This is a genomic window from Actinacidiphila sp. bgisy144, from assembly GCF_057708105.1.
The window spans coordinates 59,550-86,548 of record NZ_JBYIRM010000007.1 but is presented as its reverse complement, the minus strand read 5'-3'; the positions used below and the strand labels follow the sequence as shown (position 1 = coordinate 86,548).

Sequence of the window (26,999 nt, the reverse complement as noted above, 5' to 3'; positions counted from 1 at the left end):
GGTGGGGGGACGACATGGGGGATCACGGCAGCGGGACACAGACGGGAAGCGGCGGATCGGGCACCTCGCCGGGCAAGGGCGGGACCTCGGGAACGTTCTCGGGGATCGACCCCAAGAAGCTCCCGGGCACGATCAGTTCGCTGCAACACGACGCGAACCGACTCCATGACGCCGCGGCGGGCTTCCTCACCCGGTTCGCCCAGCACGGCATCGACACGCAGCCGCTGAGCCGGCTGGTCACCATCGCCCACTGGGCGTCCGACCAACTGCCCGGGCTCCGCCGCAGGCAGCACCTGGCCGCGGCGCTCAGCGAGTACACACCGAACACCACGATGTTCTTCGTCCCCGACAGCATGATCACCCCGGGCGCCGCGGCCAAGTCCGCCAAGGACGGCAAGGCCCTCGCGAAGCGCTACGAGCAGCAGATCCAGGACCACGGAGGAGCGGTCCCCGAAGACCTCTTCACCGACCTCGCCGCGCACTCGAAGGACGGGGACTTCCTCAACGCCTTCTACAGCGAACTCGGGCCCAAACGGCTCTCGGAGCTGTCCAGTTCGATGGCCGCTGACAGCAACGGCAGCAGCAGCCACTACTCCCAGCTGGTCTACGACCGCGACCTCATATCCCGTACGTTCGGCGCGTACACGCGCATAGCCGCCGAGGGGAAGACCAGCAAGCAGAAGCAGGACTTCTGGAAGGGCTGGTTCGACCGGTTCAACCACCCGGGCCACAACTTCCGCCCCGACCTGCTGATGCCCTTCGTCGACAGCGGCACGTACGACACGGACTTCCTCGTCGCGCTCGGCGACCGCACCTTCACCACGGACCGGTCCAAGGCGGTCGACGACCGCATGCCAGGCGCCGGCTTCTCCGACCCCTGGTCGGCCGACCACTACGTCCAGTACTTCGAGGCGCTCAGCAAGGACCCTGAGGCGGCGGGCGAGTTCATGGCCCTGCGACCGGACATCATCGAGAACGGCCTCTACAGGGGCGGCGGCAATACGACCGCCGACCGTACCGACGCCTTCGTCCTGGCGGTCAGAGCCGGCACCATCGACCTGCGCGCCACCGACACCGCGCTGTCGGACCGCAACACGGCCTGGCTCATCGCCTCCAACGCGTCCCACGACGCGTCCGACGACTCCGAGCTCCATCCGCTGCCGGCGGTCTCGCAGTTGTACTCCGAGATCATCGCCCAGCACTGGGACGACCTCGAGTACGCGATCACCTCGCCCGCACACGACGGCTTCTGGCCTGGCGACTCATGGGACCCCAAGAAGTACGCGGAGGGGCAGGACCCCGCGCGCAAGGGGATCGAGATCCAGCCGGGCGCCTGGAAGTCCTTCATGGAGGCGGCCATCCGCGAGCCGCACGCCGCGGCGAGCATGAGCGCGTTGTTCGAGTCGAGAATGAAATCTCTCAGCTATGACGCCGAGAACGCGAAGGTGAAGAAGTCGGACCAGGACGCCGTGCAGTTCTACAGCTTCAAGAGCGGGCTGCTGGGGAACTTCTACAGCACCGCGTTCACCGACACGGAGAAGGCGCTCCAGGACGAGGCCGACACGTGGGCCGAGGAGATGACCAGTTCACGGATGGCGTTGGTCAATACGGCCTACGCGCTCGCCACCGGCGACTTCGACTCGGCCGTGGACATGGGCAAGGAGAAGGGCCAGGAGTACGCAACGGGCGTCCTGCAAGGCTGGATAGAGGACCTCGTCCGTGCCACGCCCGATGAGGCGCCAAAGGACCTCGTGGACGGGATCAAGGGCCTTCAGGACACGCGGCTGAACACTGATTGGACCAGCACCATCGGCACACACGCCGGAGACCTCGCGGAGACCGACGAGAACCTCAGGTCGATCGATCCTGTCACCCTGCAACTGCCCGGGGAGGACAAGGCTCACACGTATACGGGTGACCCGCGTGGTCGCGGTGGGGGCCCGAAGTACATCACTGGGCCGGACACCGACTTCATCAGCGTGCTGCGGAAGTACGGTAGTACGGAGAAAGCGATCGCGCAGATGAAGCCGCTCCAACGGGACGCCTACAGCAGGTGGGTCGAGGACCCGGCGGTAGTGGCCAGACTCACCGGCCGGGGGGCTTTCACCACGCTTCTGGGCAGCCAGACCCCTTCGTCGTGATCAGCTGCTGGCGGGAATGATCTGCCAGGTCAGGACACCGGTCGGGACGTCGGTGAACTCCTTGGCGAAGAAGAAGTTCTCAAGTTTGTTGCCCGTGAAGGGGAACCGCAGGACCCCGCCGTCGCAGTACACGTCCGGCTTGACGGCGGGATCGGGCGCATCCATCTCCCAGGCGAACCACACGGCCCCGGTCCCGGCGCAGGCCGCCTCCAGGACGTAGGCGTGGGCGTCCTTGAAGTGGGGTTCCGTCTTCATGGTGCGCATGTTCTTGTTCACGGCCCCCGTCCAGTGCATTTTCACCTCGGACGACTTCGTGAGCTTCGCCTGTGCCTGCTGCCGGAGTTGGGCTTCGCTCCGGGACGGGGTGGACATCGGTTTGTCCTTGTGGCCGCCGGAGGAGCAGCCGCTCAGCACCACGGCGATCGCGGCGGCGGCGCTCAGCGCCCGCCATCGGCCTCTCGTCACTGCGAGCCCCCAGCCCTGTGTCCGTCGACACCCTCTGACCCTCAACGTATCCCACTTGCCGTACAGGTACTCCGCGTGGCGTTGTCACATCGGGGGGCGGCCGCCGGTTCCCTCTGGGTGAAGGGTGCTCCACGAGGGGGCGCCCGGTGGCGCGAGGACGGTGGACGCGATGGTGGCGGGGTCGACACTGGTGACCGGGGGGACCGGGACGTTGGGGCGGCTGGTGGTGGAGCGGCTGCGGGCGGGCGGGGCCGACGTACGGGTGCTGAGTCGGCGGTCGCCGGCGCCGTACGGGGTCGACCTGCGGGTGGGGAAGGGGCTCGACGCGGCCCTGGAGGGTGTCGGCACCGTGGTGCACTGCGCGTCCAACCCGAGGGGCGGTGACGAGGACGCGGCGCGGCATCTGCTGGCCGCCTGCCGGGAGGCGGGGGTGGGGCACCTGGTGTACATCTCGATCGTCGGGGTGGACGAGGTGCCGTACGGGTACTACCGCAGCAAGTTCGCGGTCGAGAAGCTCATCGAGGAGTCCGGGGTCGGCTACACCGTGCTGCGGGCCACGCAGTTCCACGACCTGGTGGTGCGGGTGCTCGCCGTCCTTGCGAAGGTGCCCGTCATGCTGCTTCCCGCAGGGCTGAGCGACCAGCCGGTCGACGCGGGCGAGGTCGCCGACCGGCTCGCCGTCCTCGCCGGGGGCCCTCCCGCCGGACGGGTACCCGACTTCGGGGGGCCCGAGGTGCTGTCCTTCCGCGACCTCGCCCGGACCTACCTCCAGTCCACCGGGCAACGCCGCGCCCTCCTCGACGTCCCCCTCTTCGGGCGGACCTACCGCGCTTTCCGGCAGGGCGGCCACCTCGCGCCCGACGCCCGCCCCGGCCAGCGCACCTTCGCCCAGTTCCTTGCCGCACACCGCCCGTGAGGGCCGCGCGGCTCCGCCGCGCGGCCGGCCGCCCACGTCCGGCTGGACGCCTCTCCTTCACCTCGCGGCAAACCCGCTGCGGCATACTGTCGACCGCAAGTGCCGGGCGGCAATACAGTCCGAACGCCCCGAAATACCCGCGAGGTTGACGACGTGCACACACACGGCAAGAGCCAGCAGAACGAGCAGCGAACCGCCGCCGCGCCGACCCCCGGCAAGCGCGGCACCGCGGCTCCCGGGCTGCCGCAGCACCTCTTCGGCCCGCGCGGCATCGGCGCGTTGCAGGGCACGGCCGGAAACGCCGCCGTCGTCCAGTTGCTGAGCGCTTCCGCCGGGGCGGCCCAGGAGGCCCACGAGCACGGCGCCGGCTGCGGGCACGAGCAGGACGCGCCGCCGGTGCAGCGCTCGGCCGTCCCCGACGTCCTGCGCTCCAGCGGCCGGCCCCTGGACGCCCCGACCCGCACCGACATGGAAGCGCGGCTCGGGGCGGACTTCGGGGACGTCCGCATCCATGACGACAGCAGGGCGCAGGCGTCGGCGGCCGAGATCGGCGCCCGCGCGTACACCTCCGGGAACAACGTGGTGATCGGCGCGGGCGGCGGTGACCGGCACACGCTCGCACACGAGTTGACGCACGTGGTGCAGCAGCGGCAGGGGCCGGTCGCCGGGACCGACAACGGGCAGGGGCTGAAGGTCTCGGACCCGGGGGACCGGTTCGAGCGGGAGGCGGAGGCGAACGCGGCGCGGGCGCTGGCCGGACCGGCGCCGGAGGTCCAACGGGCGGCCGAGCCCGGGGAGTCGGCTGCTTCCGTCGAGTCGGGCGCCTCCGCGCGGACGGGGGTGCAGACGGCGGTGCAGCGCTTCCTCGACCCCGCCGTCGCGCAGTCCGATGCCGAGCAGGCGCGTACGTACATCCACGAGCACGCGCGGCAGATCATCGGCGCCTACACCAAGACCGCGCGCGAGGAGAGCTACAACCCCGACCTGAGCACGCAGGAGGCCCTGAAGGAGGTCTCCGGGCTGGAGGGCGACGAGTGGAAGGCCGTCGGCCGTGAACTCGCCCGCGCCGCCGGCGGCGGCCAGGTCGGCGCGGGGCTCGCACCGCAGCGGCTCAGGACCATGGTCGAGATCCTCAACCGGATCGAGCAGCGGAACCAGACCCACACCACGGCACGCGCGGACACCGAGACGCTCAAGTTTGGCACCGAGTTCACCTTCACCGACCCGAAGCTGCGCGAGTTGGTGCCCCCGGACGGCGACGAGAAGGAGCATCTGAAGAAGGAACGCAAGCCGGCCCGCGACTACGCCTACGGTGTCATCGACAACTGGACGGGCCGGGTCCTGGCCAGGAAGACCCCCGGGGTCCGGGTGGCGGCGAGCGCGGTCAGCAGCGGCGTCAAGGCCCCGGGCAAGGCCGTACGGTTCACGTACACCAGGGGCGACGAGGTCGTCTTCCACTGGACGCTGGACGTCGACAACTCCTGCCTGGAGACCCAGACCATGCCGTCGACGGGCGGCCACCTCAACAGCGCGGACGTCTCGCAGATCATCCAGCACGACATCTTCGGCGTGGCCGGGTCGCTGCGACTGGAGACGGACGTCACGGTGCGCGGCGGCAGCGGCCACATCTCGGTGGACGTGGCGACGGCCTTCGGCGGCAGCGTCACGCTCTTCCTGCGCACGGTCGAGGACCTCCAGAAGAAGTCGGAGGAGTGGATCAAGTCCTTCCACGAGGACCCCGAGGTGGGGTACGACATGGTGAACTCGCCCTGGTTGTCCCACCTGGCCTTCAAGCCGAACGCGGCACAGGGGGCCGCGAACCCGTTGCAGGGCCTCCAGACGCTGGTCTCCGAGCTGATCGCCGAGGCGCAGGAGGGCAGGCTGAACATCGCGGGTGCCGCCCAGCGGCTCCAGCAGTTCGACGCCCGCCTGACCAACCCGGCGGCCGCCAACGATCCGCGCGGCGCGCACATCCTGTCCGAGATGAGCCACTACCAGGCCATCAACACCGAGCACGCGGGCGCGGAGGGGTCCGCCGCGCGGCTCGAACTGCGGGATGTGCCGGCGCAGACCGGGCTGAAGCGGCTGAACGCGGACCTCGAGCGGATCAAGGCCGTGGTGATGCGGGTGCGGACGGCGGTGCGCGGGTAGCGCCTGACGGCCAAGCGGCGTGCCGGGCCGGTGTGCTCCGCCGGCGTGCCGGGCCGGCTTTTCGGCGGGCGGGACCCCTCCCGGGTGAGGTGCGGACGATGGGGGTGGGTCAACGCCGTTGGCCGGGAGGCGGGTCGAGGGGGTCGTCCGGATGTCGTGGGAGCCGCAGGAACGGGGGAAGCGGGACCCGTGGGCGGTGGGGGTGGCCAACGCCTCCCTGGTGGGCGCGGGTTACCTGATGCTGGGGCGCCGCGGGTGGGCCGTACTGAGCTGGGCCGTGACCGTGGCGCTGCTGATCGTCCTGGGCACCGCGCAGCGGACCGTGCGGTGCGAGTGGGCCTTCGCGGTGTGGTGGGCCGTGATGGTCGTGCACGGATGGCACCTGGCGGGTGGGCGGTGGAAGTGGCCGAGCGGCGCGAACTGGCGGGAGCCGTACGGCCGTTTCGCGGCGGGGTGGCGGCTGGACCGTGTCCGTACTCAGCGGTGGGTGGCGCTCGGGGTCGCCGTACCCGTCCTGGCGGCCGTCGTCCTGCTGCGGGTGGACGCCGCGCACGCGGAGGGCACGGTGGCCGCTGCCCGCCGCAGCGGCGACTGTACGAAGGCGGTGCACGCGCAGCACTCCGTGTGGTTCGGTCCCCGCCTGGCGGACTCCCCGGGGACGCGGCGCGGTGAGCGGACCGCGGCGGCCTGCCGGCGGCTCGCCGTCGCCGCCGCCGACCTGCGCGACGGGCTCGGCGGCGACACGGAGGCCCTCGCGGCCGGGTTCGACGCGATGTCCGCCGTCCTCGCGGACGGCCCGGGCAACGAGGCGATCGTCTCCACCGTGCTCGACGGCTTCCTCGACGGCATCCCCACGGCGAATCCGTGCCGCACCGCCGCCGTCACGGACTGGCTGCGCGCCCGCAAGGCCGACGGCAGCACCCTCGACCGTGCTTCCGCCGTCGTTCCGAGGACGGCGCCCGCCGCGCTCCTGGGGTGCGCGAACAACCTCATGGCCGGGAAGAGCTGGACGAAGGCGAAAGCGCGGTACCAGCAAGTGCTGGACCAGTACCCGCACGACGCGAAAGCAGCCGCCGCCAAGTCGGGTGCGCACAAAGCGGAATTGGCGATCGAGTTGGGCAACGTCACGCGACTGCTCGACACCTACGGCGACACCCAGCCCACCTACTGCACCGCGCCCGCCCGTTACAGCGGCGCGCCCGCCCGGCACAAAGGCGTCAACAAAGCGCTCTTCTTCGGGAATTCCGCCTACACCGACAAGCTGCCCGCCGGTTGGAGCGCCACCGACGCCTCCGACGCCACCCTCGTCGTCTGCGCCTCCGACGACAAAGACGGCCCCTCCGTCCAGACCTGCCCTTACAAAGGCGGCCTTTACACCACCTTCCCCGAAGAGGTCACCTTCCACAGGATCGCCATCCCCGTGAAGGTCTACGAACTGCGCACCGGCCGCCTCGTCTCCCACCGCACCCTCGAGATCGACGGCAAGAGCTGCCCTTCGACCCTCGAGTACACCACCTGGGAGAACATCGACACCGGTCCCTCCTCCGACCAGTACGTCATCCCCACCACCTCCGACATCCGCGCCGCCTTCCACCCCCTGGTCACCCGCTGACCGTTCCCCGCGCCCCATGTGCTGCGGGGCGCGGGGCAGGTGGCAGGTGGATGGCAGGGTCAGTTGCCGATGCGGGGGAGGTTGGCGAGGGGGCCCGGGAGGGGGGTGGCGGTCTGCTGGGCGCGGATCAGGGCGAGGACGGCGCCGACGCCCGCGAGGACGAGGCTGAGCCAGAAGCTGAAGGCGTGGCCGCCGGCGGGCCCGAAGTCGGAGTGCGCGAAGATCGCGATCAGGTAGAGCACGAAGCCGACCCCGAACCCGAGGAACGTGAGGGCCCGGGCGGGCAGCGGGAGTTGGACGTTCGGCACGAAGAGGGTGACCGCGAGGGCGGCGGCACCCAGCACCGTGAGGACCATCGCGAGCCACGCTATGAACAGCCCGTGGCCGAAGTGCCAGGCACTCCAGCTCACGCTGCCGAGGTGCACACCGTAGGCGCCGAAATCCCACGAGTAGTAGTCGAAGAACGAGAAGACGAGGACGACGAAGCCGATTCCGAGAATCGCCCAGTCGAACCTGTCCACCGAAGAGGGGTCGAACGAACCCCCGGACGGCCCGCCCGAGTTCGGCGGTTTCTGCGGCGAGCCGGGGGGCGGCGGCGCGTCGTACGTCATGATCTCTTGTCTCCTTGGTGACGTGCTTCGACGAAGAACTACGGGCGGCTGACACTAGCGGTCCGCAGGGCCGTTGGGCAGGGAATCCCGGCGGAGTGGGCCGGGTGGTTCCAACTGGTCGTACGGGTACGGAAGAAACGCCTGGGGCACGGGGGAGGTTTATGGCCAGGGGGATTCGGGATGCGGCCCGGAAAAGCGGTCTGACGATTCCCGGGCGGGTTCAAATGACCGTAAAGTCGGCGTAATTGACTGGTCGAGGCCGTTCGGGCAGGGGCGGCGGAGCGGGCGGGGGTCCGCTAGGTTCGGCGTACCAGGGGACGGGTCCGGCAGCCGAGAGGATCGTGGGGCGGGATATGACAGACCACCAAGGGCAACCAGAGCAGGGCACTTCGGGCGCCGGCGAGCCCGAGGACGCCATACCGGGCGCGGGCTCCCCACGGGTCCGCCTGCCCGACCCGGTGGCGATCCTCACCGACCCGGAGCTGGTCCTGGACCTCCCCGGCGCGATGGAACTCGCCCGCGCCTACCTGGACGTCGACGCCCTGGAGCACGCCGCCGCGGTCTCCGTACGGGCCGGCGGCTCGGGCGACTTCGACGTCCGCGCCGCCGGCGGCCTGATCGCCGCCCTGATCGAACTCGCCGAGGGCAACCCGAAGAAGGCGCTCAAGACCCTGAAGCCGCTGAACGGCTTCTCCGACATGGACGTCGCCGCCGAGGTCTTCCTGCTCACCGGCATGGCGATGGAAGCCCGCGGCAAGTGGGCGGACGCCGACGCGAACTACCGGATGGCGATGGGCCTGCCGCAGGCGGTCACCGCGGGCCTGGCCGCGCTCCACCTCGGCCGGATCGCCGTCACCGCCGGCCGCCTCGACGACGCGGGCGCGATGTTCGACGCCGCCGTGGGCTGCGGCGTGGCCCACGTCACCGGCTCCGTCCACCTCGAACTCGCCCTCTTCCACGACCGGGCGGGCAACCACGAGGACGCCGTCCAGCACTACCGCCTCGCGGTCACCAGCCCGTACGAGAAGACGTCCCTGCACGCCGCGTTCAACCTCGCCGGGCTGCTGCGCGACGTCGGCGGCACCCCCGAGCACCTGGAGGAGGCACGGCACTACCTGGAGCAGGTACGCGGCACCGGGCACCCCTCGTACGCGCCGAAAGCCGCGATCGACCTCGCCGTGGGGCTCCTCGAGGAGGGGCACGGAGACGCGGCGGTGCCGCTGCTGGAGGAGGGCGCCGCGGCCGCCGACCCGACGACCGCCGCCCTGGCCCACCTCCACCTCGGACTCCTGCTGGTGGACGCCGCCACGGCCGAGGCGCACCTGCGGATCGCCCAGAAGACGGGGACCGGGCAGGTGAAGACCCGCGCCGCGGAGGCGCTACGGCTGCGCCGGGGCCGGTGACGTGAGGCCGACGTGGCGCCGGTGACGGGCGAGCCGGCCCGCCGGGGGCGCCGCCCGGGCGCCGCGGACACCCGCGGCACCATCCTCGCCGCCGCCCGCCGGCTCTTCCTCGAACACGGCTACCAGTCCGTGACGATGCGGGCCATCGCCGAGGACGCCGGCGTCGACGCCGCCCTGATCAGCTACTACTTCGGCTCCAAACGCGGCCTGTTCGGCGCCTCGATGGCCCTGGTGGCGAACCCGGCGGAAGTGCTGGTGCGGGTGATGGAGGGCGATCCGGCGACGCTGAGCCACCGGGCCCTGCGCGCCATGCTCGCCATCTGGGACGCCGAGGCGACCGGCCCGGCGCTGGTCGCGATGGTCCGCAACGTGATGACCGAGGACCCGTTCGCCGTGCTCGTGCGGGAGATGCTGGCGCGCGAGGTGGTCGACAAGCTCGCCGACCACCTCGGCGGGCCGCACGCCCGCGCCCGCGCGATGGCCTTCTGCTCGCAGATCGCGGGCATCATCATGACGCGCTACCTGCTGGTGATCGAGCCGATGGCGTCGATGCCGGTCGAGGACGTCGTACGGCACTGCGGCCCCGCGCTGCGGCTCGCCCTGCACGGCCCGCCCGCCGCCCGGCCCGGAATTCATCGGGAAGGGCCGATCCGGCGGCCGGAGCGGAAAACGTCCCAGTAGCGGCGGGGCACCGAATTCATCGGCGTGGCGCGCGCCTGGAGCCGCGGTGGACCGTGGGTGGAAAGCCGACGGAATCCCGTGATTCCCCTACGAGGAGGGCTCCCATGCGCACCGCGGACTCGCGAAGCGGCACCCCGCCCGCCACCCCAGCCGCCACCCCAGCCGCCACCCGAGCACCCGGCCCGGCCGCCCCGGCCCACCCGGACGCCGGCCCCGCAACCGCCCCGGCCACCCCCGGCATCCGCCACGGCGCCGTCCTGTTCGTCACCTGCCTCGCCCTGGCCGCGGCCGTCTCCGCCATGGCCTCGCTGAACGTCGCCCTGCCGAGCCTCGCCCGTGAGACCCACGCCAGCCAGACCCAGCTGTCCTGGATCGTGGACGCCTACAGCCTCGCCTTCGCCGCACTGCTGCTGCCCGCGGGCGCGTTGGGCGACCGGTACGGCAGACGCCGGGCGCTGCTGGCCGGACTCGCGGTCTTCGCGGCCGGCTCCACCCTCGCGATGCTCACCACCGGCATCGACCGACTCATCGCGCTGCGCGGCCTGTTGGGCGTCGGCGCGGCCCTGGTGATGCCCGCGACGCTGTCCACCATCACCACCACCTTCCCGCGCGAGCAGCGCACCCGGGCGGTGAGCGCCTGGACCGCGGTCGCCGGGGGCAGCGCGGTCGTCGGGCTGCTCACCTCCGGTCTGCTGCTCCATGTGTGGTCCTGGCGCGCGGTGTTCGGGCTCAACGTGGTCCTCGCCGTGGTCGCCCTGGCCGGCACGCTGGTGTTCGTCCCGGAGTCGGCGGAGGCGGACCGGCCCCGACTCGACGTCGGGGGCGCGCTGTTGGCGGTCGCCGGGCTGCTCGCCCTGGTGTACTCGGTGATCGAGGCGCCCACCCGCGGCTGGGCCGACCCGCTGACCCTCGGCGGGATCGGCGCGGGCGTGCTGCTGCTCGCCGCGTTCGTCGGGTACGAACTGCGCCGCGCCCACCCGCTGCTGGACCCCAGGCTGTTCCGCAACCGGCGGTTCGCGGCCGGCTCGGCCTCGATCACGCTCCAGTTCTTCGTCTTCTTCGGCTTCATCTTCGTGGCCATGCAGTATCTGCAACTGGTGCGCGGCGACAGCCCGTTGACGGCCGCGGTGAGCGTGCTGCCGATGGCCGCGGCCCTGGTGCCCGCCACCCGGCTGACCCCGCGGCTGGTGGACCGGCTCGGCGTCAGGCGGCCGTGGGTGACCGGACTGGTGCTGGTGGCCGCCGCGATGGCGGTGCTCTCCCGGCTGGACACCGGCAGTTCCTACGGGCTGGTGCTCGCCGGACTGCTCCTGCTCGGCCTCGGCACCGGGCTGGCGATGACCCCGGCGACCACCGAGATCACCGACGCCCTGCCGCGGGCCCTCCAGAACGTCGGCTCGGCCATGAACGACCTGTCCCGCGAACTGGGCGGCGCCCTCGGCATCGCGGTGCTCGGCAGCCTGCTCGGCGCGGGTTACCGCGCCCACCTCCACCTGCCGCCCGACCTGCCGCCCCGCGCGGCCGGCGCGGCCCGCTCCTCCCTGGCCGGCGCGAGCCTGCTCGGCGACCCCGTCGCCGCCCCCGCCCGCCACGCCTTCGTCGCGGCCCTGCACCAGACCCTGCTGGCCGGCGCGGGCGTCTGCCTCCTCGCCGCCCTCACCGTGGCCGTCCTTCTGCGCGGCGCCCCGGCCCCCGACCCGGACGACGACTGAGGCCGTACCGCTGCGGGGGAGCAGGAGGGACCCCCAGCGGACACAGTGCGGGCCCGCGGCCGGGGACGGCGGCGGGCCCGACGTACTGCGGGGCAGCGGGACTCAGTGGCCGCCCTGCTCCTTGAGACGGCGGAAGGACTCCTCGATCTCGGCCTCGGCCTCGGCGCGGGTCACCCAGTTGGCGCCCTCGACGGACTTGCCGGGCTCCAGGTCCTTGTAGACCTCGAAGAAGTGCTGGATCTCCAGGCGGTCGAACTCCGAGACGTGGTGGATGTCGCGCAGGTGCTCCACCCGCGGGTCGGACGCCGGCACGCACAGCACCTTGTCGTCGCCGCCGGCCTCGTCGGTCATCCGGAACATGCCGATCGCGCGGCAGGTGATCAGGCACCCCGGGAACGTCGGCTCGTCCAGGATGACCAGCGCGTCCAGCGGGTCGCCGTCCTGGCCGAGGGTGTTCTCGATGAAGCCGTAGTCCGCCGGGTAGCTCGTGGACGTGAAGAGCCTGCGGTCCAGGCGGATACGACCCGTCTCGTGGTCCACCTCGTACTTGTTGCGGGAACCCTTCGGGATCTCGATCGTGACGTCGAACTCCACGCCCTACTCCTCAATGATCAGCACACAGTGTGGGTGGTTAAGTGTCTCCCACGGATCGGGGTGGTCGCGAAAGGGGCTGGTCGGCTGTGCCGCTCGGCAGGACGTGGCAGGTCGTGGCGGTATCCGCCGGGATAGGCGCGGTGGTCGCCGCGGGGACCGCGGCCGCGGCCGGGCCGTGGCAGGGCGGCCAGCGCACCGCGGAACGGCGGTTCGCCGCGGCACGGGACGCCGGGGACCACGGGAGCGCCGGGAGCACCGGGGCGACGGCCGCCGGCAACGGTAAGGCGGCGACCGGTGCGGCCGGGGGCCGCCTGCCGTCGCTGGTGCCCTCCACCCTGCCGTCCGCCGCGCCCGTCCTGGCACCCGCGGGCGCCTCCGCGAGCGCGCTCCCCGCGGGCACCGCCACCGCGCTCGCCGCGAAGCTCGATCCGCTGCTGACCGCCGACGGCATGGGCCCGGTCCGTACCGGCGCCGTCATCGACGTCGGCAGCGGAACGGTGCTCTACGACCACGACGACTCCACCGCGACCACCCCCGCGTCCACCACCAAGCTCGCCACCGCCACCGCCGCGCTGGGCCTGCTCGGCCCGGAGAAACGACTCACCACGCGGGTCGTGCTCGACGCGAAGGGCGAGGTGGTGCTCGTCGGCGGCGGCGACCCCACACTCACCCTCGGGCAGCTCGCGACGGACACCGCGAAGGCGCTGAAGGCCGACGGGCGGACGAGGATCGCCCTCGGCTACGACACGTCGCTGTACAGCGGGCCCTCGCTGCACCCGATCGGCCACAACGAGAACCTCGCGCCGGTCACCGCCCTCATGGACAACGAGGGGCGGCTCGACGGCAGCAGCAGCGGGCCCGCGCAGCGGGCGTGGGACCCCGCGGCCGGCGCGGCGAGCGCCTTCGCGCAGCTGCTCGGCAAGCAGGGGATCACCGTCACCGGCGTCTCGCCCGCCCGCGGCGGGCACGGCGGCAGCGTCGACGGGACCACGCTCGCCACACACGCCTCCGCACCGCTCTCCGACCTCGTCGAGCGGATGCTCACCAACAGCGACAACGACCTCGCGGAGGCGCTGGCCCGCCAGGTGGCCCTCGCCGGCGGGCAGCCGGCGAGCTTCGCCGGCGGCGCCGCCGCGATCAAGGCCGCGCTCACGCGGTACGGGGTCGCGCTGCCGGGCGCGTCCTTCCACGACGGCAGCGGGCTCGACCACGCCGACCGGGTCGCGCCGGTCACCCTCGCGCGGCTGCTGGCGCTCGCGGCGAGCCCGGCCCACCCCGAGCTGCGGTCCGTCCTGACCGGGCTGCCCGTCGCCGGGTTCACCGGGACGCTGGCCGGGCGCTTCGACGGGTCCGGGTCGGCCGCCGCCGGGCTCGTCCACGCGAAGACCGGGACGCTCACCGGGACCAACACCATCGCCGGGACCGTCGTCACCTCCGGCGGGCGGCTCCTCGCGTTCTCCTTCATGACCCAGGGCGGCACCGACCCCGTCACCACCGAATCCGCGCTCGACGCCCTCGCGACGGCCGTCGCCACCAGCTGACCCACCGGGCCGCCGGCCGGTCGCGACCCCACCCGCCGGCGGGCACGCACCGCAAGGGGCAGCCACCGGGGGCGGAGGGGACGTACGGTGAGGGCATGACGAGCATCGGTGGAAGCGAGATGGTCGACTGGAACCTCGCCGTGGCGACCGCGCAGCGGCTGACCCGGCCGGGCCCGGAGGTCAGCCGGGACGAGGCACGGGAGATCGTCGCGGAGCTCCGTACGCACGCGGAGGCGTCGGAAGCGCACGTGAGCGCCTTCACGCGGATGTACGGCGACGAGGGCCCGCGCCCGCACGGCACCCCCGTACTGATCGTGGACCGGCCCGGCTGGGTCCGCGCCAATGTCGCCGGCTTCCGGGAGGTCCTCAAGCCGCTGCTCGGCAAGATGCAGGCCCGCCGCCCCGGCGGCGCGGGCGGCGTCGTACTGGGCACGGTGGGCGGGAAGGTCACCGGCGTGGAGGTCGGGATGCTGCTCAGCTTCCTGTCCTCCCGGGTCCTCGGCCAGTACGAGACGTTCGCCCCGGCCTCGCGCGACCTGCCCGCCGGACCGGTGAAGCCGGGCCCGGGCGAGTCCCGCGCCGGCCGCCTCCTGCTGGTCGCCCCGAACATCGTGCACGTCGAACGCGAACTGGACGTCGACCCGCACGACTTCAGGCTGTGGGTGTGCCTGCACGAGGAGACCCACCGCACCCAGTTCTCCGCCGTGCCGTGGCTGCGCGACCACATCGAGGGCGAGATCCAGTCGTTCCTGGGCGAGACCGAACTCGACGCGTCCACCGTGGTCGAACGCGTCCGGCAGGCGATCCAGGCCGTCGGCGGCGGCAAGGACCGCGACGACCGCGAGGGCGGCGACGACGCGGCCGACGGCGCCGCCGACGACGGCCGCAGCATCGTCGACCTGGTGCAGACCCCGGCGCAGCGGGAGATCCTGACCCGGCTGACAGCCGTGATGTCCCTGCTGGAGGGCCACGCCGACTTCGTGATGGACGGCGTCGGCCCCGACGTGGTGCCCAGCGTGGCGGAGATCCGCGAGAAGTTCGGGCAGCGCCGGGCCAGCGGCGCCGGGCGCCTGGACCAGGCGCTGCGCCGGCTGCTGGGCCTGGACGCGAAGCTGCGCCAGTACCGCGACGGCGAGCGGTTCGTGCGCGGCGTGGTCAAGGAGGTCGGCATGGACGGCTTCAACCGGGTGTGGACCTCGCCCAACACGCTGCCCACGAAGGCGGAGATCGCCAAACCCGCGGAGTGGGTGGCGCGGGTGCACGGCCGCCCCGGCGTGTGACGGAGCGGTACGGTGCCGGCGGGACGGTACCCCGACCGGGGCGTGCGGGCGCGTCCGGACCCGCACGAGCCCCGGGCGCGCCCCCGCGAGCCCCGGCGGCGGGCACCGGTACGCACCACCCGCACCACCCGTACCTCCTGCGCGGCCGCCCGCTGAGCGGTTCGACCGCCTGTTTTGCTCCTGGTTCACCCGTCCGGGGGACCACTGGCGCGGGCTGCCGCGTGCGATGCTCGGGTTATGCCCGGGCTTCTGTCACCATCTGAATACCCTGCGTCAACCCAAGTCGCAGCGGTGTTCGTCCTGCCCGCCCACCCCAGCCTCCCCAGGAGGGAACCGGACATGGGACCCCACCCCACGGTCGCGGCGATACGCCTGGCGGTCCGCCGCGTCCTGCACGACGTGCTCGCAGCCTCCGCCGACGCCTCGCCCGCGCCGTCCCCCGCCGGCGCGGCCGCCGCCGGCCCGCTCGTACTCGCCGCGTGCAGCGGCGGCGCCGACTCGATGGCGCTGGCCGCCGCCCTCGCCTTCGAAGCACCCCGGCTCGGCGTGCGCGCCGGTGCGGTCACCGTCGACCACGGCCTGCAGAGCGGCTCGGCCCGCCGCGCCCAGGAGGTCGTGGAGCGGCTGCGCGCCCTCGGCCTCGACCCGGTCGAGGCGGTCCGCGTGACCGTCGGCCGGCAGTCCGTCGCGCCCGCGCACGGCGGCAGCTACACCGGCACCGCGAGCACCAGCACGGCGGGCACCAGCACGGCGGGCACCAGCACAGCGGGCACCGGCACCGCGAGCACCAGCACCGCCGCCACCGGCCGCCGGGTCGGCCCCGAGGCCGCCGCGCGCGACGCGCGCTACGCGGCACTGGACGCCGTCGCCGAGCGGCGCGGCGCCGCCGCGGTGCTGCTCGGCCACACCCGCGACGACCAGGCCGAGACGGTTCTGCTGGGCCTGGCCCGCGGCTCCGGCACCCGCTCGCTGTCCGGCATGGCCGCGGTCTCCGGCACCGGCGGCCGCTACCGCCGCCCCTTCCTGCTGCTCGACCGCGACACCGTACGGCAGGGCTGCCTCGCCCAGGGCATCACCGTGTGGGAGGACCCGCACAACCACGACCCCGCCTACACCCGCTCCCGGGTCCGGCACGAAGCGCTGCCGGTGCTGGAGAAGTCGCTCGGCAAGGGCGTCGTCCAGGCTCTGGCCCGCACCGCCCAGCTCTCCCGCGACGACGCCGACGCCCTGGACCAGTGGGCCGCCGACGCCCAGGCCGACGCCGCCGGCGACGACGGCAGCCTCGACGTGGCCCGGCTGCACGTCCTGCCCGCGGCCGTCCGGCGCCGGGTGCTGCGCCGCGCCGCGGTCGCCGCCGGCTCGCCGCCCGGCTTCCTCTTCGCCCGGCACATCGAGGAGGTGGACCGCCTGGTGACGGGGTGGCGCGGTCAGAAAGCGCTCAACCTGCCGGGCGGCGTCGCCGTCCGGAGGGCGGATGGCAGACTGGTGTTCTCGCCGTCGTAGAGCCGCAGACCTGAGGACGTACCGCGTAGTGAACGAGACCGACATGGGCGCCGACCTTGAGAAGGTGCTCATCGCCAAGGCAGACATCGACGCGAAGCTCCAGGAGCTGGCCGCCGAGATCGACCGGGACTACGCGGGCAAGGACCTGCTGATCGTCGGCGTCCTCAAGGGCGCCGTGATGGTGATGGCCGACCTGGCCAGGGCCCTGTCCAGCAACGTGACGATGGACTGGATGGCGGTGTCCTCCTACGGCGCCGGCACCAAGTCCTCCGGCGTGGTGCGCATCCTCAAGGACCTGGACACCGACATCGCCGGCCGGCATGTCCTGATCGTCGAGGACATCATCGACTCCGGGCTGACGCTGTCCTGGCTGATCAGCAACCTCGGCTCGCGCGGCCCGGCCTCCCTGGAGGTCTGCACGCTGCTGCGCAAGCCCGAGGCGGCGAAGGTGCGTATCGATGTCAAATACACTGGCTTCGACATCCCCAACGAGTTCGTGGTCGGCTACGGCCTGGACTACTCCGAGAAGTACCGCAACCTGCCGTTCGTCGGCACCCTCGCACCGCACGTCTACGGCGGCTGAGGCGCGCTGAGACCACCCTCACGGCGGCCCGGGGAACCACTGCCGGTTTCCCGCCGTTGGAGCAGGGGAAAGCCGGATTGTTAACGGTCGGTGGCAACCTCGGGTGACAATGCTGGGGTACCGTCCGAAGGATCGGGACATACACCGGATGCACACGCCGCCCACCAGCGGCGGTGCCTCACTGCGGCAGGAGGGACGGGGCGGTCACGCCCCGCATGGATGGACGTGAAGCGCTATTTCCGTGGGCCGGTCATGTGGATCGTGCTGGCTGTCCTTGCCGTGGTCGTGTTGATGGAAGTCGTCGGTTCCGGCGGCGGCTACAAGACGGTCGACACCGGCCAGGTACTGCACGCGATCAACACCAACCACGCCAGTTCCGCACAGCTGACCACCGGAGACGACAACTCCATCAAGGTCCAGCTCAAGGACGGCTACAAGATCAAGGGCAGCTCGAAGGTCCGCGCCAGCTACATCGGCAACCAGGGCTCTTCGATCGCCGCGAACCTGCAGAAGATCCAGGACGGACAGGTCAAGGGCGTCGCCCTGCCCGACGGCTACACCGTCTCGCCGTCCAAGCAGAACGCCTTCGTCAGCATCCTGCTGTCGCTGCTGCCCTTCGTCCTGATCGTGGTGGTCTTCCTCTTCCTGATGAACCAGATGCAGGGCGGCGGTTCGCGCGTCATGCAGTTCGGGAAGTCCAAGGCCAAACTGATCACCAAGGACACCCCCAAGACCACCTTCGCCGACGTCGCGGGCTGCGACGAGGCGGTGGAAGAGCTCCAGGAGATCAAGGAGTTCCTCCAGGAGCCGGCGAAGTTCCAGGCCGTCGGCGCCAAGATCCCCAAGGGCGTGCTGCTCTACGGCCGCCCCGGCACCGGCAAGACGCTGCTGGCGCGGGCCGTGGCCGGCGAGGCGGGCGTGCCGTTCTACTCGATCTCCGGTTCCGACTTCGTCGAGATGTTCGTCGGCGTCGGCGCCTCCCGGGTCCGCGACCTGTTCGAGCAGGCCAAGGCGAACGCCCCGGCGATCGTCTTCGTCGACGAGATCGACGCCGTCGGCCGGCACCGCGGCGCGGGCCTCGGCGGCGGCCACGACGAGCGCGAGCAGACCCTCAACCAGCTGCTCGTCGAGATGGACGGCTTCGACGTCAAGGGCGGCGTGATCCTCATCGCCGCGACGAACCGGCCCGACATCCTCGACCCGGCGCTGCTGCGCCCGGGCCGCTTCGACCGCCAGATCGCGGTGGACCCGCCGGACCTCAACGGCCGGCTGGAGATCCTCACCGTGCACCAGAAGGGCAAGCCGATCGCGCCGGACGTCGACCTCATGGCCGTCGCCCGCCGCACCCCCGGCTTCACCGGTGCCGACCTGAGCAACGTCCTCAACGAGGCGGCGCTGCTCACCGCGCGCAGCGACAAGAAGGTGATCGACAACAGCGTGCTGGACGAGGCCATCGACCGTGTCGTGGCCGGCCCCCAGAAGCGCACCCGGATCATGTCGGACAAGGAGAAGAAGACCACCGCGTACCACGAGGGCGGCCACGCCCTGGTCGCGGCGGCCTCGCCGAGCTCCGACCCGGTCCACAAGATCACCATCCTGTCCCGCGGCCGCGCCCTCGGCTACACGATGGTGCTGCCCGACGAGGACAAGTACTCCACGTCGCGCAACGAGATGCTCGACCAGCTCGCCTACATGATGGGCGGCCGGGCGGCCGAGGAACTGGTCTTCCACGACCCGACCACCGGCGCCTCGGACGACATCGACAAGGCCACCAACACCGCCCGCGCCATGGTCACGCAGTACGGCATGACCGAGCGGCTCGGCGCGATCAAGTTCGGCAGCAGCGACTCCGAGCCGTTCCTCGGCCGTGAGATGGGCCACCAGCGCGACTACTCGGAAGAGGTCGCGGGGCTCGTCGACGAAGAGGTCAAGAAGCTGATCGAGACGGCGCACAACGAGGCGTGGGAGATCCTCGTCGAGAACCGCGACGTCCTGGACAACCTCGTGCTCGCCCTGCTGGAGCGGGAGACGCTGAACAAGGAGGAGATCGCCGAGATCTTCGCCCCGGTGGTCAAGCGCCCGCCGCGTCCGGCCTGGACCGGTTCGGCCCGCCGCACCCCGTCCACCCGGCCGCCGGTGCTTTCCCCGAAGGAGCTGGCCCTCACCAACGGCGCCCAGGCGATCAACGGGAACGGCTCCTCGCCGGTGTCCACCACCAAGCCCACCGAGCCGGTCGACCTGCCGGAGGACCGTCCGGAGAGCTGAACGTCACACTGATTCATCCCGTTCCGGGCGCTGTCCGGAATGCGATCCGCGGCCCCGGGGTTCTAGCGTTGGGGCCGCGGTCGTCTTTCCGACCTGCCGTGATGTCGTCCAGAGGAGCAAGGCCATGACCGATCCCGTGACGCTCGAGGGCGACCACCTGCCCGGCGAGTTCGACGAGAAGCGGGCCGAGGCCGCGATCCGCGAACTGCTCTACGCCGTGGGGGAGGACCCCGACCGGGAGGGCCTGCGCGAGACCCCGAGCCGGGTGGCCCGCGCCTACCGGGAGATATTCGCCGGGCTGTGGCAGCGCCCCGAGGACGTCCTCACCACCACCTTCGACCTCGGGCACGACGAGATGGTGCTCGTGAAGGACATCGAGGTGATGTCCTCCTGCGAACACCACCTGGTGCCCTTCGTCGGCGTCGCGCACATCGGCTACATCCCGGCGAGCAACGGGAAGATCACCGGCCTGTCGAAGCTGGCCCGGCTGGTCGACGTGTACGCGCGGCGCCCGCAGGTGCAGGAGCGGCTGACCACGCAGGTCGCCGACGCGATGATGCGGATACTGGAGCCGCGCGGCGTGATCGTCGTCGTGGAGTGCGAGCACATGTGCATGACGATGCGCGGGGTCCGCAAGCCCGGCGCGAAGACCCTCACCTCCGCGGTGCGCGGGCAGCTGCGCGACCCCGCCACCCGCTCCGAGGCGATGAGCCTGATCATCGGGCACTGACCCTTCCGGTTCCGGTCACCGCCCGGCGCACCCCCGTAGCCCCCGTGCACACCGCGGCGGCGGACCCTGGGGCGCGGGCGGGCACGCCCGCGGATCGCCACGGATTGACAAGGACCGGAAGCAACCCGTAGACGGGTGTTTCCGTCCTAGTGGGCGCAACCGTCCCTCGTTCCGGAACCTGTGAGCACCCTTGTCCGCTGACCGCGCACGCACGCCGCACCACCGCCTGATGCCGCACGCCTCGTCGGTACCGAAGATCTTCGGTACGGCGGCGGCGGTCATAGGCCTGCTCGACGTGGTCTCCGCGGTGTTCCCCGCCTTCCGCAACGGGCGGATGCACCGGATGGCCGCGGTCTTCCCCGGCACCGTCAGCTCGCTCGCGGCGGCCACCTCGGTGGTCACCGGCGTCCTGCTGCTGATGCTGGCGCACGGCCTCAAACGCGGCAAGGTCCGCGCCTGGTGGGCGTCGGTGCTGCTGTTGCCGGTCGGCGCGGCCACCCAGGTCCTCTACCGCCACTCGATCTTCGGCGCGCTGGTCTCGCTCGGCCTGCTCACCCTGCTGATCAGGTACCGCGGCGAGTTCACCGCGCTCTCCGACCCGCGCACCCGCTGGCGGGCGCTGGCGAACCTGGTGGGCCTGAGCATCCTGGCCTTCTGTCTCGGCCTGGTCATCACCAGCGCCCACCCCGCCTCCGAGCAGGGCAGCCCCGCCTTCACCGACCGCTGCCTGCACGTGCTCTACGGCCTGTTCGGCATCTCCGGCCCCGTGCACTACACCAGCGACCGGGTCGGCGACGTCGTCGGCTACTCGCTGGGCGGCCTCGGCCTGCTCATCGCCTGCTCCACCGTCTACCTGGTGCTGCGCCCGGCCCGCCCGGTCGCCGAGCTGAGCGAGGAGGACGAGCAGCGGCTGCGCGTCCTGCTCGCCCGGCACGGCGCCCGCGACTCCCTGGGGCACTTCGCGCTGCGCCGCGACAAGTCCGTGGTCTTCTCGCCCAGCGGCAAGGCCGCGATCTGCTACCGGGTGGTCTCCGGGGTCGCTCTGGCCGGCGGCGACCCGATCGGCGACGTGGAGGCGTGGCCCGGCGCCATCGACAGCTTCATGGAACTGGCCCGCGCGCACGCCTGGCTGCCGGCCGTCGTCGGGTGCAGCGAGACCGGCGGCGAGGTGTGGACCCGGGAGACGGGGCTGGACGCCCTGGAACTCGGCGACGAGGCGATCGTGGACGCCGCGGACTTCACGCTCTCCGGGCGGGCCATGCGCAACGTCCGGCAGATGGTCAAGCGGATCGAGCGCAGCGGGTACGTCTGCCGGGTGCGGCGGGTGCGCGAGCTGACCGAGGAGGAGAAGCAGCGGGTGCGGCTGGCCGCGGACGCCTGGCGCGGCACCGACACCGAGCGCGGCTTCTCCATGGCGCTCGGCCGGTTCGGCGAGGCGGCCGACGGGGACTGCGTGGTGGTCACCGCGCACAAGGAGTGCGGGCCGGAGGCGGCCCACCCCGAACTCGGCGACCTGCGGGCCGTCCTGCACTTCGTGCCCTGGGGGCCGGACGGCATGTCCCTGGAGCTGATGCGGCGCGACCGCGCCGCCGACCCCGGGCTCAACGAACTCCTCATCGTGGCCGCGCTCCAGCACGCCCCCGACCTCGGAGTGCGGCGGGTCTCCCTGAACTTCGCGATGTTCCGCTCGGCGCTGGCCCGCGGGGAGCGGATCGGCGCGGGGCCGGTGCTGCGCGGCTGGCGCGGGCTGCTGGTGTTCCTCTCCCGCTGGTTCCAGATCGAGTCGCTGTACAAGTTCAACGCGAAGTTCCAGCCGGAGTGGGTACCGCGGTTCCTGGTCTTCCCCAACTCCCGCGACCTGCCGCGGATCGGCTTCGCCATCATGCAGGCGGAAGGGTTCGTCACCCTGGCGCTGCCGCTGCCCCACGCGCTCCAGCGCTTCCTGCCCGGCCGCGCGGCCCGCTCCGGCCACCGCCACAACCCCGGGTACGCCTCCGTCGAGGACACCCCGCAGCGCACCTACGTCGCCTGACCGCGAGCCCCGCCGCGCGCCACGACGCGGTTCACCGGTCCACGGCTCGCCCCGTAGCCGACGAGCCAAAGGGAGCGCCGGTGTCGAAAGGTGGGGGCACCTCCCAGGCGAAGCTCTGGGGGAGCGCGGAGTTTCCCGAGGAACGAGGGAATCGAGCACGGCCGACCGTCGACACCGGGACCAAGCGACCGGAGGCGAGTCGGCGGCATAGGGGGAGACCCGTACGCTGGGGCGCATGAGTACGTCACAGGCGCGGAGCGGACCGGTCGGACTGCCGCGGTGGGATCGGTGCGCCGTCATGGGCGTGGTGAACGTCACGCCGGACTCGTTCTCCGACGGCGGGCAGTGGTTCGACCCGGAGTTGGCGGTCAAGCACGGCCTGGACCTGGTCGCGCAGGGCGCGGACCTGGTGGACGTGGGCGGGGAGTCGACCCGCCCGGGCGCCGCGCGGGTGGACGAGGACGAGGAAATGCGCCGGGTGATCCCGGTGGTCAGGGAGCTGGCCGCCTGCGGCGTGCTGGTGAGCGTGGACACGATGCGCGCGTCCGTCGCCGAGCAGGCGGTCGCGGCCGGCGCCCGGCTGGTCAACGACGTCAGCGGCGGCCTGGCCGACCCGCGGATGGTCCCGGTGGTCGCGTCGGCCGCGGTGCCGTTCGTGGTGATGCACTGGCGCGGCCGCAGCATCGACATGAACAACCGCGCGGTCTACGGCGACGTGCTCGGCGAGGTGCTCGCCGAACTGCGCACCGCGCTGGCCCGCGCGATCGAGGGCGGCGTCGCGCCCGAGCGGATCGTGGTCGACCCCGGCCTCGGCTTCGCCAAGACCGCCGAGCACGACCTCGCGCTGCTCGCGCACCTGCCCGAACTGACCGCGCTGGGCCGCCCGTTGCTGGTCGCCGCCTCCCGCAAGCGGTTCCTCGGCCGGGTGCTGGCCGGCGCCGAGTCCGCGCCGCCGCCGGCCCGGGAGCGCGACGCCGCGACCGCCGCGGTCACCGCGATCGCCGCGCGCGAGGGGGCCTGGGCGGTGCGGGTGCACGAGGTGCGGGCCAGCGCGGACGCGGTGCGGGTGGCACGCGCCATCGAGGCCGCCGGAACCGCCGGGACCGACCCGATCGCCGCGGGCTCGCAGGTGCGGGCGTGACGGGCCGTACGGCGGAGGCGCGCGCGGTCGAGCGGGCCAACCAGGCGTTCTACGACGCGATCGAGCACTCCAACCTCGACGAGCTGGAGGCGGTCGTGCTGACCGGCCCGCTCGCCGAGACCGTCTCGACGGTGCACCCGGGGTGGCCGGTGCTGCGCGGGCGCGGCGAGGTGATGCGGTCGTACGCGCTGATCATGGCGAACACGGAGTACATCCAGTTCTTCCTGACCGATGTCGAGGTCGCGGTCGACGGCGACACCGCGGTGGTGACGTGCACCGAGAACATCCTCACCGGCGGTCCCGCCGAGGAGGACGGCTCCACCGGCTCGCTGGTCGGCGGCCTGGTGGTCACCACGAACGTCTTCCGGCGCACCGCCGAGGGCTGGCGGCTGTGGGCCCACCACGGCTCCCCGGTGCTCGCCGAGGAGGAGGACGAGGACGACGAGGACGGCGACGTGTCGCTGGAGGCCATGGACGAGGCCATGCAGGACGTCCTGGGCGAGGTCCTGAAGGCGGCGAAGGACGACGAGCAGGGCGAGGACGACAAGCCGGACAGTGATGAGCCCGGCAAGCCCGACGACGACAAGCCCGGCGAGCCCGACAAGCCCGACACGCCCGGCGAGCCCGGCGACGACGACCAGCCGGACGACGGCGACGGCACGAAGGGGCAGTGAGGGACGTGGACCGGATCACACTGCGCGGGCTGACCGTCCGCGGCCACCACGGGGTGTTCGCGCACGAGCGCGAGAACGGCCAGACCTTCGTGGTCGACCTCTCCCTCGGCCTCGACCTCTCCGCCGCCGCGGCCGGTGACGACCTCACGCGTACCGTGCACTACGGTGTGCTGGCCGAACAGGTCGCGGCCGTCGTCTCCGGCGAACCGGTCAACCTCATCGAGACCCTCGCCCAGCGCATCGCCGACACCTGCCTGGGGCATGCGCAGGTGGAGGAGGTGGAGGTGACCGTGCACAAACCCGAGGCTCCGGTCACCGTCCCGTTCGGCGACGTGACCGTGACGATCACCCGGAGGCGCCCGTGAGCGCGCAGCATCCCGAGTACGGCACCGAGCAGACCCCCGAGGCCGGCCCGGCCGACCCCACCGTGCAGCCCGTGCCCGCCGACGTGACCGCCCGCGTCGACGCCGCCGACAGCACGCTCCAGAACCCGCGCACCGCGGTGATCGCCCTCGGCGGCAACCTCGGCAACCGCCTGGAGACCCTGCAAGGCGCCGTCGACGCGCTGGAGGACACCCCGGGCGTGCGGGTCAAGGGCGTCTCCCCGGTCTACGAGACCGAGCCCTGGGGCGTGCCCGAGGGCAGCCAGCCCGCGTACTTCAACGCGGTGGTCGTGGTCCGCACCACGCTGCCGCCCGACTCCCTGCTGGAGCGCGCGCACGCCATCGAGGAGGCGTACCTGCGGGTGCGCGAGGAGCGCTGGGGCCCGCGCACCATAGACGTCGACATCGTGGCGTACGACGACCGCGTGTCCGACGACCCGGTGCTGACGCTGCCGCACCCGCGGGCGCACGAGCGCGCGTTCGTCCTCGTGCCCTGGCACGACGTCGAGCCCGCCGCGGTGCTGCCCGGGCGCGGCCCGGTCGCGGAGTTGCTGGCCGCGGTGGGCGACGCCGGGGTGCGCCGGCGCGCCGACGTGGAACTCCGGCTGCCGGAATGATCGTTGGGAAGTGACGTACGCCGTCGCGCGCGGGAGGCCGCACGCGCCGGCGTACGGGACGTCGTACGGAGACCCGTACGGGAAGAGGTGTGGGAAGACGTGGAGGCGGACGCCCGGTGAAGACCCTGCGGATCAGGACGCTGGCCGGCATCTTCGTGGTCGCGGGTGTGCTGTCGTGGGCGGCGGCGAAGCTGTGGGACACCTTCGGGACGCTGCCCGGGGTGCCGCTGGCCGCGCCCGTGGTGCTCGCGCTGATCGCCGTCGCGCTGTTCGCCACCGCGCTGTCGATAAGGTCACGGCTGCGCGCCCAGCGTGAGCGGCAGCCCGGCGCGAAGGGCGTCGACCCGCTGGCCGCCGCCCGCGCGGTGGTCTTCGGGCAGGCCAGCGCGCTGGTCGCGTCGCTGGTGGTGGGCATGTACGGCGGCACCGGGATCTTCCTGGTGATGTACAAGCTCGACATGGACCCGCGGCGGGAGCAGGCCATCTACGCCGGGCTCGCGGTGCTGGCCGGGGTCGCGGTGGTCGCCGCGGCGCTGTTCCTGGAGCGGGTCTGCAAGCTGCCGGACGACGAGGACCGCCACCGCGGGGCGCCCGCGCAGCGCACTCGCTGAGCCGCTGCCGCCCCCCCGCGCGCTCATGTGCGCACTTGACCGGCGGAGCCGGAGATGGTTCAGTCCGTGACGTGAACGGAACGCGCCTGCTGCTGCACCGGAGGGTCCATCTGGACCTCCTCCGGTACGCGGGCTGCGTGTGTACGGCCGCGCGCTGACGCGCGCCTCCGGCCCACCGTTCGCCCGCGCGTCGTACGCGCATTCCTCCCTCCGGGTGGTATCCCCATGTCCGCGGTTCCCGCGTCCTCTCCTGCTTCCGTTGTGTCTCCCGCCGTGTCCGGCGCCGCTTCCGGCCCCGTGTCCGGCCCCGCCGCTTCCGACACCCAGGCGGCGCCCACCGCCGCCGAACTCCTCGCGTTCGCCCGCTCCGTCGCCGCCGACCCCGACGTGGTCGGCGAACTGCCGCTGGACGCCGAGGGCCGCACCTGGCGGCGGCTCGAAGGCCCCGGCGGCGCCGAGGCGTGGCTGATCGGCTGGCCGCCCGGGGCCGAGACCGGCTGGCATGACCACGGCGGCTCGTACGGGGTGTTCGTCACCGCCGCCGGTGAGCTGACCGAGCACTCGCTCGCGGTGCCGCTGCCCACCGAGGGCTGGCGGTCGCTGGAGCTGGCCGAGGGCGTGGACCGGCGCCGGGTGCTGCCCGAGGGCAAGGGCCGCGCGTTCGGCCGCGAGCACGTGCACCAGGTGGTGAACGCGTCCGGGACCACCCACGCGGTGTCCGTGCACGCGTACTACCCGCCGCTGCCGCTGATGCGCCGCTACAGCCGCAAGGACAGCACGCTGCGGCTGGAGTACGTCGAGCGGCCCGAGGCGTGGTGAGCGCGCCGCCCGGGCCGCCGCGCTCGATCGACGACCACCTGGCCGCCGTACGGGAGCGGCTGGTCCGGCTGACCCCCGAAGAGGCCTCCGCGGCCGTCCGCGACGGCGGCGCGCTGCTGGTGGACATCCGGTACGGGGCGCTGCGCGACCGCGACGGCACCGTGCCCGGCGCGGCCATCGTGGAGCGCAACGAACTGGAGTGGCGGCTGGACCCGCGGGGTTCGCACCGCCTGGCCCGGGCCACCGGCCACGACCTGCCGGTCGTCGTCATGTGCAACGAGGGCTACGCCTCGTCGCTGGCCGCCGCCTCCCTGAAGGACCTGGGGCTGCACCGGGCGACCGACGTCGTCGGCGGCTTCCAGGCATGGCGGGCGGCGGGGCTGCCCGTCACGCCGCCGGACGGCCGGCCGACGGTGCCGGACGCCTGGGGCACCGCGTGACCAAGATCCTTTATGTCCGCCGTCACCTGGGGTCGCGGCGTCGCGTCCCAGCGTGACGGGCGGGGCCCGAGGTGCGGCCAAACCCCCACGAAAA

At 72.5% G+C, this 26,999-nt stretch carries 23 protein-coding genes and 1 pseudogene; 21 read left to right on the top strand and 3 right to left on the bottom strand.

The window, feature by feature from the left end; translation table 11 throughout:
* Window positions 1-14 precede the first annotated feature (14 nt).
* On the top strand, window positions 15-2,141 hold the full coding sequence (locus AC3EVP_RS10635) for a hypothetical protein (protein WP_435128419.1): 2,127 nt from the start codon (window positions 15-17) through the stop codon (window positions 2,139-2,141).
* Here the strand turns inward: AC3EVP_RS10635 and AC3EVP_RS10630 are convergent, their stop codons facing one another.
* Window positions 2,142-2,606: a hypothetical protein gene (locus AC3EVP_RS10630; protein ID WP_435128416.1), complete on the bottom strand. Its 465-nt coding sequence runs from the start codon at window positions 2,604-2,606 to the stop codon at window positions 2,142-2,144. It abuts the gene before it with no gap.
* A gap of 169 nt (window positions 2,607-2,775) precedes the next feature.
* Between AC3EVP_RS10630 and AC3EVP_RS10625 the strand changes: the two genes are divergently transcribed.
* The 3 genes from AC3EVP_RS10625 (at window position 2,776) to AC3EVP_RS10615 (ending at window position 7,285) form a co-directional block, all read left to right on the top strand.
* Window positions 2,776-3,522, top strand: a complete 747-nt coding sequence (locus AC3EVP_RS10625; RefSeq protein ID WP_435128413.1) for an SDR family oxidoreductase — start codon at window positions 2,776-2,778, stop codon at window positions 3,520-3,522.
* 153 nt (window positions 3,523-3,675) lie between these two features.
* The gene (locus AC3EVP_RS10620; RefSeq protein WP_435128410.1) at window positions 3,676-5,673 is read left to right on the top strand and encodes an eCIS core domain-containing protein; all 1,998 of its coding nucleotides are present in this window, start codon (window positions 3,676-3,678) and stop codon (window positions 5,671-5,673) included.
* A 151-nt stretch (window positions 5,674-5,824) separates the two neighbouring features.
* Complete coding sequence (locus tag AC3EVP_RS10615) at window positions 5,825-7,285, top strand: tol-pal system YbgF family protein (protein ID WP_435128407.1); 1,461 nt, start codon at window positions 5,825-5,827, stop codon at window positions 7,283-7,285.
* A 59-nt stretch (window positions 7,286-7,344) separates the two neighbouring features.
* Here AC3EVP_RS10615 and AC3EVP_RS10610 read toward each other — a convergent pair whose 3' ends face one another.
* Window positions 7,345-7,896 carry an NfeD family protein gene (locus tag AC3EVP_RS10610; protein WP_435128404.1) on the bottom strand — a complete coding sequence of 184 codons (552 nt, stop codon included), beginning with the start codon at window positions 7,894-7,896 and terminating at the stop codon, window positions 7,345-7,347.
* Between the two features lie 353 nt (window positions 7,897-8,249).
* Here AC3EVP_RS10610 and AC3EVP_RS10605 point away from each other — a divergent pair, with 353 nt between their 5' ends.
* The 3 genes from AC3EVP_RS10605 to AC3EVP_RS10595 all read left to right on the top strand — a co-directional run bounded on the left by AC3EVP_RS10605 (window position 8,250) and on the right by AC3EVP_RS10595 (window position 11,692).
* The gene (locus AC3EVP_RS10605) at window positions 8,250-9,299 is read left to right on the top strand and encodes a tetratricopeptide repeat protein (RefSeq protein WP_435128401.1); all 1,050 of its coding nucleotides are present in this window, start codon (window positions 8,250-8,252) and stop codon (window positions 9,297-9,299) included.
* 12 nt (window positions 9,300-9,311) lie between these two features.
* Window positions 9,312-9,980 (top strand): TetR/AcrR family transcriptional regulator, encoded by a 669-nt coding sequence (locus tag AC3EVP_RS10600; RefSeq protein WP_488179796.1) that lies wholly within the window; start codon window positions 9,312-9,314, stop codon window positions 9,978-9,980.
* 104 nt (window positions 9,981-10,084) lie between these two features.
* Complete coding sequence (locus tag AC3EVP_RS10595; RefSeq protein ID WP_435128398.1) at window positions 10,085-11,692, top strand: MFS transporter; 1,608 nt, start codon at window positions 10,085-10,087, stop codon at window positions 11,690-11,692.
* Window positions 11,693-11,794: 102 nt separating this feature from the next.
* Here the strand turns inward: AC3EVP_RS10595 and AC3EVP_RS10590 are convergent, their stop codons facing one another.
* Window positions 11,795-12,286 (bottom strand): inorganic diphosphatase, encoded by a 492-nt coding sequence (locus AC3EVP_RS10590; RefSeq protein WP_335970685.1) that lies wholly within the window; start codon window positions 12,284-12,286, stop codon window positions 11,795-11,797.
* Window positions 12,287-12,399: 113 nt separating this feature from the next.
* Between AC3EVP_RS10590 and dacB the strand changes: the two genes are divergently transcribed.
* The 14 genes and pseudogenes from dacB to AC3EVP_RS10520 all read left to right on the top strand — a co-directional run bounded on the left by dacB (window position 12,400) and on the right by AC3EVP_RS10520 (window position 26,905).
* Window positions 12,400-13,827: a D-alanyl-D-alanine carboxypeptidase/D-alanyl-D-alanine endopeptidase gene (gene dacB / locus AC3EVP_RS10585; RefSeq protein WP_435128394.1), complete on the top strand. Its 1,428-nt coding sequence runs from the start codon at window positions 12,400-12,402 to the stop codon at window positions 13,825-13,827.
* A 95-nt stretch (window positions 13,828-13,922) separates the two neighbouring features.
* The gene (locus AC3EVP_RS10580) at window positions 13,923-15,107 is read left to right on the top strand and encodes a zinc-dependent metalloprotease (protein WP_435128391.1); all 1,185 of its coding nucleotides are present in this window, start codon (window positions 13,923-13,925) and stop codon (window positions 15,105-15,107) included.
* 339 nt (window positions 15,108-15,446) lie between these two features.
* On the top strand, window positions 15,447-16,610 hold the full coding sequence (gene tilS, locus AC3EVP_RS10575) for a tRNA lysidine(34) synthetase TilS (protein WP_435128388.1): 1,164 nt from the start codon (window positions 15,447-15,449) through the stop codon (window positions 16,608-16,610).
* A 28-nt stretch (window positions 16,611-16,638) separates the two neighbouring features.
* Window positions 16,639-17,193, top strand: a complete 555-nt coding sequence (gene hpt, locus AC3EVP_RS10570; protein ID WP_335970692.1) for a hypoxanthine phosphoribosyltransferase — start codon at window positions 16,639-16,641, stop codon at window positions 17,191-17,193.
* A gap of 219 nt (window positions 17,194-17,412) precedes the next feature.
* Window positions 17,413-19,458, top strand: a complete 2,046-nt coding sequence (gene ftsH / locus AC3EVP_RS10565) for an ATP-dependent zinc metalloprotease FtsH (protein ID WP_335970694.1) — start codon at window positions 17,413-17,415, stop codon at window positions 19,456-19,458.
* Window positions 19,459-19,582: 124 nt separating this feature from the next.
* A complete protein-coding gene (gene folE, locus AC3EVP_RS10560; protein WP_335970696.1) occupies window positions 19,583-20,188 on the top strand; it encodes a GTP cyclohydrolase I FolE in 606 nt (201 codons plus the stop codon).
* Window positions 20,189-20,417: 229 nt separating this feature from the next.
* Window positions 20,418-22,220: a phosphatidylglycerol lysyltransferase domain-containing protein gene (locus AC3EVP_RS10555; RefSeq protein WP_435128383.1), complete on the top strand. Its 1,803-nt coding sequence runs from the start codon at window positions 20,418-20,420 to the stop codon at window positions 22,218-22,220.
* 235 nt (window positions 22,221-22,455) lie between these two features.
* Window positions 22,456-23,361, top strand: coding sequence for a dihydropteroate synthase (gene folP / locus AC3EVP_RS10550; RefSeq protein WP_435128380.1), 906 nt, complete (start codon window positions 22,456-22,458; stop codon window positions 23,359-23,361).
* Window positions 23,358-23,816: pseudogene (locus AC3EVP_RS10545) on the top strand (nuclear transport factor 2 family protein); the annotation flags it as partial. The gene folP and the pseudogene AC3EVP_RS10545, both read left to right, overlap by 4 nt.
* 224 nt (window positions 23,817-24,040) lie before the next feature.
* Window positions 24,041-24,400: a dihydroneopterin aldolase gene (gene folB / locus AC3EVP_RS10540; protein WP_435128377.1), complete on the top strand. Its 360-nt coding sequence runs from the start codon at window positions 24,041-24,043 to the stop codon at window positions 24,398-24,400.
* A complete protein-coding gene (gene folK / locus AC3EVP_RS10535) occupies window positions 24,397-25,035 on the top strand; it encodes a 2-amino-4-hydroxy-6-hydroxymethyldihydropteridine diphosphokinase (protein WP_335970705.1) in 639 nt (212 codons plus the stop codon). Before folB ends, folK begins: the two co-directional genes overlap by 4 nt.
* Window positions 25,036-25,151: 116 nt before the next feature.
* Complete coding sequence (locus AC3EVP_RS10530) at window positions 25,152-25,646, top strand: DUF3180 domain-containing protein (RefSeq protein ID WP_435128374.1); 495 nt, start codon at window positions 25,152-25,154, stop codon at window positions 25,644-25,646.
* Between the two features lie 225 nt (window positions 25,647-25,871).
* The gene (locus AC3EVP_RS10525; RefSeq protein WP_435128371.1) at window positions 25,872-26,465 is read left to right on the top strand and encodes a cupin domain-containing protein; all 594 of its coding nucleotides are present in this window, start codon (window positions 25,872-25,874) and stop codon (window positions 26,463-26,465) included.
* Window positions 26,462-26,905 (top strand): rhodanese-like domain-containing protein, encoded by a 444-nt coding sequence (locus tag AC3EVP_RS10520; protein ID WP_435128368.1) that lies wholly within the window; start codon window positions 26,462-26,464, stop codon window positions 26,903-26,905. The genes AC3EVP_RS10525 and AC3EVP_RS10520 overlap by 4 nt, the downstream gene beginning before the upstream one ends.
* Window positions 26,906-26,999: the final 94 nt, after the last annotated feature.

Bases quoted from the DNA above. Each gene is read 5' to 3' on its own strand.
- tilS (WP_435128388.1), top strand. From the start codon at position 15,447: ATGGGACCCCACCCCACGGTCGCGGCGATACGCCTGGCGGTCCGCCGC.
- AC3EVP_RS10555 (WP_435128383.1), top strand. From the start codon at position 20,418: ATGCCGCACGCCTCGTCGGTACCGAAGATCTTCGGTACGGCGGCGGCG.
- folE (WP_335970696.1), top strand. From the start codon at position 19,583: ATGACCGATCCCGTGACGCTCGAGGGCGACCACCTGCCCGGCGAGTTC.
- folP (WP_435128380.1), top strand. From the start codon at position 22,456: ATGAGTACGTCACAGGCGCGGAGCGGACCGGTCGGACTGCCGCGGTGG.
- AC3EVP_RS10605 (WP_435128401.1), top strand. From the start codon at position 8,250: ATGACAGACCACCAAGGGCAACCAGAGCAGGGCACTTCGGGCGCCGGC.
- AC3EVP_RS10525 (WP_435128371.1), top strand. From the start codon at position 25,872: ATGTCCGCGGTTCCCGCGTCCTCTCCTGCTTCCGTTGTGTCTCCCGCC.
- AC3EVP_RS10615 (WP_435128407.1), top strand. From the start codon at position 5,825: ATGTCGTGGGAGCCGCAGGAACGGGGGAAGCGGGACCCGTGGGCGGTG.
- AC3EVP_RS10635 (WP_435128419.1), top strand. From the start codon at position 15: ATGGGGGATCACGGCAGCGGGACACAGACGGGAAGCGGCGGATCGGGC.
- AC3EVP_RS10595 (WP_435128398.1), top strand. From the start codon at position 10,085: ATGCGCACCGCGGACTCGCGAAGCGGCACCCCGCCCGCCACCCCAGCC.
- ftsH (WP_335970694.1), top strand. From the start codon at position 17,413: ATGGACGTGAAGCGCTATTTCCGTGGGCCGGTCATGTGGATCGTGCTG.
- AC3EVP_RS10610 (WP_435128404.1), bottom strand. From the start codon at position 7,896: ATGACGTACGACGCGCCGCCGCCCCCCGGCTCGCCGCAGAAACCGCCG.
- AC3EVP_RS10625 (WP_435128413.1), top strand. From the start codon at position 2,776: ATGGTGGCGGGGTCGACACTGGTGACCGGGGGGACCGGGACGTTGGGG.
- AC3EVP_RS10580 (WP_435128391.1), top strand. From the start codon at position 13,923: ATGACGAGCATCGGTGGAAGCGAGATGGTCGACTGGAACCTCGCCGTG.